This is a genomic window from Rhodococcus sp. HNM0569 (genome assembly GCF_012726205.1).
GTDB lineage: Bacteria > Actinomycetota > Actinomycetes > Mycobacteriales > Mycobacteriaceae > Rhodococcus_F.
Map to the genome: position 1 here is coordinate 286,192 of NZ_JAASAE010000005.1, position 10,462 is coordinate 296,653.

At 69.1% G+C, this 10,462-nt stretch carries 9 protein-coding genes; all 9 read left to right on the forward strand.

Annotation, left to right across the window (positions count from 1 at the left end; all coding sequences use genetic code 11):
* The first annotated feature begins 3 nt into the window (after positions 1-3).
* The gene (gene argF, locus HCA44_RS09825) at positions 4-942 is read left to right on the forward strand and encodes an ornithine carbamoyltransferase (RefSeq protein ID WP_169648356.1); all 939 of its coding nucleotides are present in this window, start codon (positions 4-6) and stop codon (positions 940-942) included.
* Positions 939-1,448, forward strand: coding sequence for an arginine repressor (locus HCA44_RS09830; protein WP_206037913.1), 510 nt, complete (start codon positions 939-941; stop codon positions 1,446-1,448). The genes argF and HCA44_RS09830 overlap by 4 nt, the downstream gene beginning before the upstream one ends.
* A 49-nt stretch (positions 1,449-1,497) precedes the next feature.
* Positions 1,498-2,700, forward strand: a complete 1,203-nt coding sequence (locus tag HCA44_RS09835) for an argininosuccinate synthase (RefSeq protein ID WP_169648358.1) — start codon at positions 1,498-1,500, stop codon at positions 2,698-2,700.
* The gene (gene argH / locus HCA44_RS09840) at positions 2,700-4,163 is read left to right on the forward strand and encodes an argininosuccinate lyase (protein WP_169648359.1); all 1,464 of its coding nucleotides are present in this window, start codon (positions 2,700-2,702) and stop codon (positions 4,161-4,163) included. Before HCA44_RS09835 ends, argH begins: the two co-directional genes overlap by 1 nt.
* Before the next feature lie 124 nt (positions 4,164-4,287).
* Positions 4,288-7,272: an AMP-binding protein gene (locus tag HCA44_RS09845; protein WP_169648388.1), complete on the forward strand. Its 2,985-nt coding sequence runs from the start codon at positions 4,288-4,290 to the stop codon at positions 7,270-7,272.
* Positions 7,273-7,314: 42 nt separating this feature from the next.
* Complete coding sequence (locus HCA44_RS09850) at positions 7,315-7,557, forward strand: Trm112 family protein (RefSeq protein ID WP_169648360.1); 243 nt, start codon at positions 7,315-7,317, stop codon at positions 7,555-7,557.
* A gap of 68 nt (positions 7,558-7,625) precedes the next feature.
* Positions 7,626-8,045, forward strand: a complete 420-nt coding sequence (locus HCA44_RS09855) for a TIGR03667 family PPOX class F420-dependent oxidoreductase (protein ID WP_169648361.1) — start codon at positions 7,626-7,628, stop codon at positions 8,043-8,045.
* A 52-nt stretch (positions 8,046-8,097) separates the two neighbouring features.
* Entirely contained in the window at positions 8,098-8,751 is a 654-nt protein-coding gene (locus HCA44_RS09860; protein ID WP_169648362.1) for a DNA-3-methyladenine glycosylase, read from the forward strand.
* A 35-nt stretch (positions 8,752-8,786) separates the two neighbouring features.
* Positions 8,787-10,106: a tyrosine--tRNA ligase gene (tyrS, locus tag HCA44_RS09865; protein ID WP_346764659.1), complete on the forward strand. Its 1,320-nt coding sequence runs from the start codon at positions 8,787-8,789 to the stop codon at positions 10,104-10,106.
* The last annotated feature ends 356 nt before the right edge of the window (positions 10,107-10,462 follow it).

The window sequence follows — 10,462 nt, forward strand, 5'->3', positions numbered from 1 at the left end:
ACGATGGCCAGGAATTTCCTCCGGGACGACGACCTCACGCCCGCCGAGCAGGCAGAGGTGCTCGCTCTTGCGGCGGCACTGAAGAAGGCGCCGTTCTCCGAGCGCCCCCTCGAGGGGCCGCGTGGCGTCGGCGTCATCTTCGAGAAGAATTCGACGCGCACACGGTTCTCCTTCGAGATGGGTATCGCGCAGCTCGGCGGGCACGCCGTGGTCGTCGACGGCCAGAGCACCCAACTCGGCCGCGAGGAGACACTCGCCGACACGGGCCGAGTGCTGTCGCGGTACGTCGACGCGATCGTGTGGCGTACGTTCGGCCAGGAACGGCTCGAACAGATGGCCGAGGGGGCGACGATCCCGATCGTCAACGCCCTGTCCGACGAGTTCCACCCGTGCCAGGTGCTCGCCGACCTGCAGACGATCCGCGAACACAAGGGTGAACTGCAGGGCCTGCGTCTCGCGTACTTCGGTGACGGTGCCAACAACATGGCGCACTCGCTCATGCTGGGCGGTGTCACCGCAGGCATCGACGTCACGATCGCGGCGCCGACGGGCTTCGCGCCGCACGCCGAGTTCGTCGACGCCGCGCGCGCCCGGGCCGCCGAGACCGGGGCGACGGTCGCACTCACCGACGACCCCGTGGCCGCCGCGACGGACGCCGACGTCCTCGTCACCGACACGTGGACGTCGATGGGGCAGGAGAACGACGGTCTCGATCGCGTCGGGCCCTTCCGGCCGTTCCAGATCAACGAGTCGTTGCTCTCCCGCGCTGCCGACGACGCGATCGTGTTGCACTGCCTGCCCGCGCATCGCGGCGACGAGGTGACCGACCAGGTCCTCGACGGTCCCGCGAGCCGAGTGTGGGACGAGGCCGAGAATCGGCTGCACGCCCAGAAGGCGCTGTTGGTGTGGCTCCTCGCGCATCAGCCGGAGCAGCCGCGATGAGCACCGACACCGGTCCGCGCACCCAGCCGGGCACGGCGCGGACGCGCGCAGGCCGGCAGGCCCGCATCGTCGCGTTGCTCTCGGCCCATCCGGTGCGCTCGCAGACCGAACTCGCCGCATTGCTCGCGGCCGAGGGTATCGAGGCGACGCAGGCCACGCTGTCGCGGGATCTCGAAGAACTCGGTGCGGTCAAGCTCCGCGCGGCCGACGGCGGCGCAGGTGTCTACGTCGTCCCCGAGGACGGCAACCCGGTGCGCGGTGTCTCGGGTGGCACCGACCGGTTGTCGCGACTGTTGGGGGATCTGCTCGTGTCGACCGATGCGAGTGGCACGATGGCAGTACTGCGAACACCGCCCGGAGCAGCGCATTACCTTGCGAGCGCCCTCGACCGCGCCGCGCTGCCCGAGGTCGTCGGCACGATCGCCGGCGACGACACGATATTCGTCATGGCGCGGGAGCCGATGAGCGGAGCGGAACTGGCCGCGAAGATCGAATCCCTCGCCTGACACAATCGACCCGCTACATATTTTTCAACCTCGAAGGAGCACACAGACCATGGCCGATCGCGTCGTACTCGCCTACTCGGGCGGGCTGGACACCTCCGTCGCCATCAGTTGGATCGGCAAGGAGACCGGCAAGGAAGTCGTCGCCGTCGCGATCGATCTGGGTCAGGGCGGCGAGGACATGGACGTCGTGCGTCAGCGCGCCCTCGACTGCGGTGCCGTCGAGTCGGTCGTGATCGACGCGCGCGACGAGTTCGCCGACGAATACTGCCTGCCCACCGTGAAGTCCAATGCGCTGTACATGGACCGCTACCCGTTGGTGTCGGCGATCAGCCGCCCGCTGATCGTCAAGCACATCGTGCAGGCGGCGCGCGACCACGGCGGCACCGTCGTGTCGCACGGTTGCACCGGCAAGGGCAACGATCAGGTGCGTTTCGAGGTCGGCTTCGGTGCCCTCGCGCCCGACCTCGACGTCATCGCCCCGGTGCGCGACTACGCCTGGACCCGCGAGAAGGCCATCGCGTTCGCGCAGGAGAACGGCATCCCGATCAACGTCACCAAGAAGTCGCCGTTCTCGATCGACCAGAACGTGTGGGGCCGCGCGGTCGAGACCGGCTTCCTCGAGGATCTGTGGAATGCGCCCACCAAGGACGTGTACTCGTACACCGAGGACCCCACGGTCCACTGGCAGACGCCGGACGAGCTGATCATCACGTTCGACAAGGGTCGCCCCGTCGCGATCGACGGTCGCCCCGTGTCGGTGCTCGAGGCGATCCAGGAACTCAACCGTCGTGCGGGCGCGCAGGGCGTCGGCCGTCTCGACGTCGTCGAGGACCGGCTCGTCGGCATCAAGAGCCGCGAGGTGTACGAGGCGCCGGGTGCGATGGTGCTGATCACCGCGCACCAGGAGCTCGAGCACGTCACCCTCGAGCGCGAGCTCGGCCGGTTCAAGCGCCAGACCGAACAGCGCTGGAGCGAGCTGGTGTACGACGGCCTGTGGTTCTCGCCGCTCAAGGACGCCCTCGACACCTTCGTCGAGAAGACCCAGGAGCACGTGTCCGGCGACATCCGGCTTGTGCTGCACGGCGGCTCGATCACCGTCAACGGCCGCCGCAGCGGCGAGTCGCTCTACGACTTCAACCTCGCGACCTACGACGAGGGCGACTCGTTCGACCAGTCGAACGCCAAGGGCTTCGTCCACATCCACGGTCTCGCGTCCAAGGTCGCGGCGAAGCGGGATCTGGGCCTGCAGTAATGACGACGGGGAGCACCGGAACGGGCGCGGGCGACGGGGCGCACGGCACGAACGAAGGCGCACTGTGGGGCGGGCGGTTCGCGTCCGGCCCGGCCGCGGCGATGGCGGCATTGAGCAAGTCCACCCACTTCGACTGGGTGCTGGCGCCGTACGACGTGCGCGCGTCGAAGGCGCACGCGAAGGTGCTCCACCGGGCGGGCCTGCTGTCGGAGGCCGACCTCGCGTCGATGCTCGACGGTCTCGACCGGCTCGCGGCGGACGTCGCGAGCGGCGTGTTCGTCCCCGCCGAATCGGACGAGGACGTGCACGGCGCACTCGAACGCGGGTTGATCGAGCGCGTCGGACCGGAGGTCGGCGGACGCCTGCGTGCGGGTCGTTCGCGCAACGACCAGGTGGCGACGCTGTTCCGGATGTGGCTACGCGACGCGGTGCGCCGTGTCGCGGCGGGTGTACTCGACGTCGTCGACGCGCTCGTCGCGCAGGCGCAGGCACATCCGGCGGCGATCATGCCGGGTAAGACGCACCAGCAGGCCGCGCAGCCGGTGCTGCTCGCGCACCATCTGCTCGCACACGCGCATCCCTTGCTGCGTGATGTCGACCGGCTGCGCGATTTCGACGCGCGGGCCGCCGTGTCGCCGTACGGGTCGGGTGCGCTCGCGGGCTCGTCGCTGGGTCTCGATCCGGACGCGATCGCCGCCGAGCTGGGATTCGACGCGGCCGCCGAGAACTCGATCGACGCGACGTCTTCGCGCGACTTCGCGGCCGAGGCCGCGTTCGTGCTCGCGATGACGGCGGTCGACCTGTCGCGGATGGCCGAAGAGATCATCGTGTGGAGCACACCGGAGTTCGGGTACGTCACACTCGCCGACGCCTGGTCGACCGGCTCGTCGATCATGCCGCAGAAGAAGAATCCGGACGTCTCCGAGCTGACTCGCGGCAAGTCGGGTCGCCTGATCGGCAATCTCACGGGCCTCCTCGCGACGCTCAAGGCGCAGCCGCTCGCGTACAACCGCGACCTGCAGGAGGACAAGGAACCGGTCTTCGACTCCGTCGCGCAACTCGAACTGCTGCTGCCCGCGATCGCGGGGCTCGTCGGCACGCTCGAATTCCACACCGGGCGCATGGCGGAACTCGCGCCCGCCGGATTCACGCTCGCCACCGACATCGCCGAATGGATGGTGCGCGAGGGTGTGCCGTTCCGGGTGGCGCACGAAGCCGCGGGTGCCGCCGTCCAGGCGGCCGAGGCGCGCGGCGTGGGGCTCGACGATCTCACCGACGCCGAGTTCGCGGCGATCGACGAGCGCCTCACGCCCGCAGTGCGGTCGGTCCTCACGGTCGAGGGCTCGGTCGCCTCGCGCGACGCGCGTGGCGGCACGGCCCCGGTGCGGGTCGCCGAGCAGCTCGACGGTGTGCGCGGAGCGGTACGGGACTTGCGGGCGTGGGCCGTGCCCACGATCGGGTGATCAGCAGTGGCGGTGATCCGGGTTCTGGAGTGATCCGGAACGCACCCGTGCGTCCGGATGCGACCGAACACAAGTACGCTGCGTGCAGAATCACCTCACGGCGCAAGGAAGGATGCGGGCGGGGATGCAGTGGGTGGCGCCGCGGCAGGTAGCGCGAGGAGCGGAGTCGGTACTCGCGCCGATCCGGCGGGTCGTGGCGACGGCGCAGAACGGTCTCGAAGTGGTCCGACTGGGCGGACTCGAGGCCGACACGACGCGGTCACCGTACGAGGTCGTCGAGCGCACCGCGATGTACCGTCTGCGCCGGTACTTCCCGGACGACGCCGCCGAGTCCCGCCCGCCGATCGTGCTCATCCCGCCGATGATGATGTCCGCCGACGTCTACGACGTCACCAAGGTCGGCGGCGCGGTGGCCGTGTTGCACGACATGGGCATCGACCCGTGGGTGGTCGACTTCGGTTCGCCCGACACCGAGGAGGGCGGCTGGGACCGCACGCTCGCCGACCACGTCGTGTCGATCAGCGACATCGTCGACCGTGTCCGCGCAGTCACCGGCCGCGACGTGCACCTCGGTGGCTACTCGCAGGGTGGCATGTTCGCGTACCAGGCTGCGGCGTACCGCCGCAGCCGCGACATCGCGAGCCTGGTCACGTTCGGCAGCCCGGTCGACACGCTCGGCGGCATGCCGTTCGGTATCCCCGCCGAACTGGCGAGCAACGCGGCGGGCTTCCTCGCCGACCACGTGTTCACCCGGCTGTCCGTCACGGGCTGGATGGCCAAGACCGGCTTCCAGCTGCTCGATCCTGTCAAGACACTCAAGTCGCGGCTCGACTTCGTCCGTCAGCTTCACGATCGCGAGGCGTTGCTACCGCGGGAACAGCAGCGTCGCTTCCTCGCCGAGGAAGGGTGGGTCGCGTGGTCGGGGCCCGCGGTGGCCGAGTTGCTTCGGCAGTTCGTCGTCCACAACCGGATGATGACGGGTGGGTTCGTCATCCGGGACTCGGTGGTGTCGCTCGCCGAGATCACGGCACCGGTGCTGGCCTTCCTGGGTGAGGTCGACGACATCGGCCAGCCGGTCGCGGTGCGCGGCATCCGCCGCGCCGCGCCTCGCGCCGAGGTGTACGAGTCCTCTTTGCGAGCAGGACATTTCGGCCTCGTCGTCGGCTCGTCCGCGGAGGTGCACAGTTGGCCCACGACGGGTAGGTGGGTGCTGTGGCGCGAAGGCCTCGGCCCCGCGCCCGACGATGCGACGCCCATGCCGGCCGACGTCACGGACGAGGGCTACACCGGGGTCTCGCTCACTGCGCGGCTGATCCACACCGCGGCGTCGTTCGCGGAAGTCGGCGTCGGGGTGGGTAAGGGACTCAGCGATCTCGCGGCGGGCGCCGTGCGGGGCGGCGTGGAACTGTCCGGGGAGGCCACCCGAGTGTTGCCCCGTCTGCAGCGGCTCGGCCAGCTCCAGCCGCACACACGCGTGTCGATGGCGCGCGTTCTCGCGGAACAGCGCAGGCGTGCGCCGCACGGCGAGTGCTTCCTGTTCGACAATCGTGTGCACGACAACGACGCCGTCGGCCGTCGCATCGACGACGTCGTGCTCGGCCTGGCGCACTGCGGCGTGCGGCCGGCCGGCCGTGTCGGCGTGGTGATGCACACGCGGCCGAGCGCGCTCGCGGCGGTGGCTGCGGTCTCGCGCATCGGTGCGGTCGCCGTGTTGCTGCCCACCGATCCCCGGCATCTCGCCGAGGCCGTCGAGCTCGCGGGTGTGACCCGCATCGTCGCCGACCCCGAACACGTCGCCGTCGCCGCCGACACCGGTGCGCACGTGCTCGTGCTCGGCGGGGGAGACCTCCGCCGGATAGAGGCCGGTCCGGGCCAGCACGTCACCGACCTCGAGCAACTCGACGTCCGGTCGCTCACGGCGCCAGGGTGGTACGTACCCGACCCGGGACTCGCCCGCGAGATCGCGTTCATCCTCTTCGCCGAGGTCGGTGGGCAACTCGAGATGCGGCCGATCACGAACCATCGGTGGGCGTTGTCGGCCTTCGGGACGGCCTCGGCCGCGAACCTCGACCGTGGCGACACGGTGCTGTGCATGACTCCTCTCGAACACCCGTCGTGCATGCTCGTGGCCATCGGCGGTGCGATCGCCGGTGGGGCGCGGATCGCGGTGGCACGGGGGCCGGGTGCGCGCGAGTTCGGCGAGGTCGTGCACCGCTACGGGGTCACCGTCGTGAGCTACACGTGGACCATGTTGCGCGAGATCCTCGACGACGAGTCGATGCGTTTCGGCGGCCTGCACCCGGTTCGGCTGTTCCTCGGCTCCGGCATGCCGGTCGGACTGTGGGAACGTACTCTCGACCAGTTCTCGCCCGCCAAGGTCCTCGAGTTCTATGCCTCGTCCGAGGGGCACGTCGTGCTCGCGAACGTGTCCGGCGTGAAGGTCGGTTCGATGGGTCGCCCGCTGCCCGGCAGCGCCGACGTCCGGATCGGTGCATGGGATCCCGTTGCGCGCGAATTGATCGAGGACGACAAAGGTTTCGTACGGGAATGTGCCGACGACGAGGTCGGTCTGCTGCTCGGCCGCAGTGCTGCCGGCGTCGAGGCGCCGGGCACCGTGCTGCGTGGGGTGTTCGCGCCCGGCGACTCGTGGACACCGACCGATCACCTGTTCCGCCGCGACACCGACGGCGACTACCGGATCGTCGACCACCGCGACTCGGTGGTCGTCACACCGCACGGCCCGGTCTACGCGCAGCCCGTTGTCGACGCGCTGTCGGCGCTCGACAAGGTCGACCTCGCCGTCGTCTACGGCGTGCGGGTGGGCGAGCGCACCGTCGCGGTCGCGGCGATCACGTCGGCCGGCCGCGGGCAGCCCTCGATCGCGCAACTCGACGACGCCCTCGACGCGGTGCCGGTCGACCAGCGCCCCGACATCGTCTTCGCAGTCGACGACATCCCGGTCAGCGGCTCGTTCCGGCCGCTCGTCGGGCCCTTGGTGGCTGCGGGGCTGCCTGCGGCCGGGGCCGACGTCCGCCACCTCGATTGCGAGAGCGGCACGTATCGCCGCTTCACGAAGGCGGCTGCGAAGGCTCTCGCGGCGGGCGGTTAGGCTGGCCGTGCCGTTCGTACCGACCAGGCGAGAGGATTCCCGGTGGTCATCGATCCCACATTGCTCAGCATCCTGGCGTGCCCGCAGGACAAGGGGCCGTTGCTGCTGATCGGTGCCGCCGACAGCGCGCCGTTCCCGGACGGCGGTCTGTACAACCCGCGACTACGGCGGCTCTACCCGGTCGAGAACGGCATCCCCGTCCTGCTGATCGACGAAGCGGTCGACGTCGGCGAGAACGACCACGAAGCGCTCGTCGCACGTCAGACTGGAGCCGGCGGGAGTTGACGCCTCGCTCTCGCCTCTCGTCCCGTCGGTTCGGCGGCGGCGAGTTCCGTGCGAGAGAAGGGGAAATCGTGACGACTCTGTCGCCCGGCGACATCGACGCCCGTGTCGTATCTCGTCTCGAGAACGAATCCGTCATCTGGCTCACCACGGTCGGCGCGAACGGTGTGCCCGCCACCACGCCCGTGTGGTTCTTGTTCCACGACGGCGCATTCGTGCTGCAGAGCCAACCGCAGACCGGCAAACTGCGCCACATCGAGCACGACCCTTCCGTCGCGCTCAATCTCAACTGCACCCCGGAGGGCGGCGACGTCGTCGTGTTCACCGGCAGCGCGCGACACGACCCGCAGGGCCAGAGCAGAGATGAATGGGACGCGTACGTCGACAAGTACCGCGGCGGCATGTCGGGTCTCGGATTCGCCCCCGACACATTCGCCGACTCGTACTCGGAGACCGTCCGCATCACGCCGACGAAACTTCGTTCGTGGTGACGGTCAGCACGGTCGGCGGTGCCGACCGGAGGTGAACGGCAGAATCGGGCTCGTGGACGAGCATGGCGAGGGCACGCGAAATCCCGACGACGCGGCACGGCGCGCACTCGCCGAATCCGACCCGGTGGGGGCAGCGCACCTCGTGATCGGCGGCGTGCTCACGGTCGGGGACGTCCGGTTGCGTATCGTCGAGGTCGAGGCCTACGGCGGCGACGGTGCCGGTCCCTGGCCGGATCCCGCGGCGCACTCGTTCCCGGGTCGCACCGCGCGCAATTCCGTCATGTTCGGGCCTGCCGGGCACCTGTACGTGTACCGCAGTTACGGGCTGCACTTCTGCGCCAATGTGTCGTGCGCGCCGGACGGGACGGCGGCCGCCGTGCTGCTGCGTGCCGGTGAGGTGCTGGCGGGGCACGATGTGGTGGCCCGCCGTCGAGCAGGTCGCAACGAGGTCCAGTGGGCGCGCGGACCGGGCAACTTCGGCGCTGCCGCGGCGCTCACCACCGCCGACAGCGGGCTCGATCTACTGGACGCGTCGGCGCCGGTCCACCTCGAACTCGGCCCGGGGGTGCCGACGGAGTGCGGTCCGCGCGTGGGCGTCAGCAAGGCGGCCGACCGGCCTTGGCGGTTGTGGATTCCGGGAACGCGTGCCGTGTCTGCCTACAAACGCAGTCCGCGCGCTCCCATCGTGGGTGCCGACCACGGGTGATGGGAGAATCGGGGGGTGATGGGAGAATCGGGCTCGTGACCGACAACAATGCCCCGAGTTCGAAGCCCGAGACCAGCGCCACCGACCACATCGTCGACGAGCTGACGTGGCGAGGTCTGATCGCCCAGTCCACCGACGTCGACGCGCTGCGTGCGCATCTGTCGAACGGGCCGGTCACACTCTATGCCGGCTTCGATCCCACCGGTCCGAGCCTCCATGCCGGGCACCTCGTGCCGCTACTGGCGCTCAAGCGTTTCCAGCGTGCCGGTCACCGTCCGATCGTGCTCGCGGGCGGCGCCACCGGCATGATCGGTGACCCGCGTGATGTCGGCGAGCGGACCATGAACACCGCAGACACTGTCGCCGAGTGGGCGAACCGCATTCGTGGTCAACTCGAACGCTTCGTCGACTTCGACGACTCGCCCACCGGCGCGATCGTCGAGAACAACATGAACTGGACAGGGGAGTTGAGCGCCATCGCGTTCCTGCGTGACGTCGGCAAACACTTCTCGGTCAATGTGATGCTCGCGCGGGACACCGTCAGACGCCGGCTCGAGTCGGACGGCATGTCCTACACCGAGTTCAGCTACATGCTGTTGCAGGCCAACGACTATGTGCACCTACGCCGCAATCACGGCTGCACGCTGCAGATCGGCGGCTCGGATCAGTGGGGGAACATCGTCGCGGGTGTCGAGCTCAACCGCCGCCTGGACGGGGAGACCGTGCACGCGCTCACGGTTCCGCTCGTCACGTCGGCGGACGGCAAGAAGTTCGGCAAGTCCACCGGCGGTGGCAGTCTGTGGCTCGACCCCGAGATGACGAGTCCGTACGCGTGGTACCAGTACTTCGTCAACACCGGCGACGCCGACGTGATCAAGTACCTCCGGTGGTTCACGTTCCTCTCCGCCGAGGAGCTGGCCGAGCTCGAGCTGGCGGTGGCCGAACGTCCGCACGCGCGTGAGGCGCAGCGCCGCCTCGCGGCCGAGATGACCACCCTCGTGCACGGCGAGGCGAACACCCGTGCCGTCGAACTCGCGAGCCGCGCTCTGTTCGGTCGCGCCGAGCTGGCAGAGCTCGACGAACCGACGCTGGCCGCCGCGCTGCGGGAAGCATCCGCCGTCGAGCTCGAGCCCGGAGCGCCGCGCACGATCGTCGATCTTCTCGTCGCGAGCGGTCTGTGCGAGAGCAAGGGTGCGGCGCGCCGCACCGTCCGTGAGGGTGGAGCGTCGGTCAACAACGTCAAGATCGCCGAAGAGGAATGGGCTCCTGCCACCACCGATCTGCTGCACGGAAAGTGGCTCGTCGTGCGTCGCGGCAAGCGCAACTTCGCCGGCATCGAGGTTCTCGGCGGATGACGTGCGCACGGTCACACTCGCGGTCGAAGCGCGAGTGTGACCGTGCGGTGCGCTCCGGAAACCGCTGACCAGGGATTTTCGATCCCCGGCGGACGTGCGACCAGGCGATTTGGAAACGCGCGGATCGTCCCGTAACTTATTCCAGGTCAGAGCGAAACGGACACCGACTCCTTCCCCCCGGGGAGCGAGACAACGAGGTTGGACGGAGTTCGCACGGCGCCCCGAGGATCGTGTAAGCTCGACAGAGCGTTCTTCGGAACCGCCCACTCATCGGGTTCGTCCCGATTCGAGTGATCTGAATACAATGGAACGGTTGCCCCGGATCTGCTTTGTGTGGTGATGGTGTGTGCGTGTTC

Coding starts and splice junctions, on each gene's coding strand:
- argF (WP_169648356.1), top strand. CDS start 4: ATGGCCAGGAATTTCCTCCGGGACGACGACCTCACGCCCGCCGAGCAG.
- HCA44_RS09830 (WP_206037913.1), top strand. CDS start 939: ATGAGCACCGACACCGGTCCGCGCACCCAGCCGGGCACGGCGCGGACG.
- HCA44_RS09835 (WP_169648358.1), top strand. CDS start 1,498: ATGGCCGATCGCGTCGTACTCGCCTACTCGGGCGGGCTGGACACCTCC.
- argH (WP_169648359.1), top strand. CDS start 2,700: ATGACGACGGGGAGCACCGGAACGGGCGCGGGCGACGGGGCGCACGGC.
- HCA44_RS09845 (WP_169648388.1), top strand. CDS start 4,288: ATGCAGTGGGTGGCGCCGCGGCAGGTAGCGCGAGGAGCGGAGTCGGTA.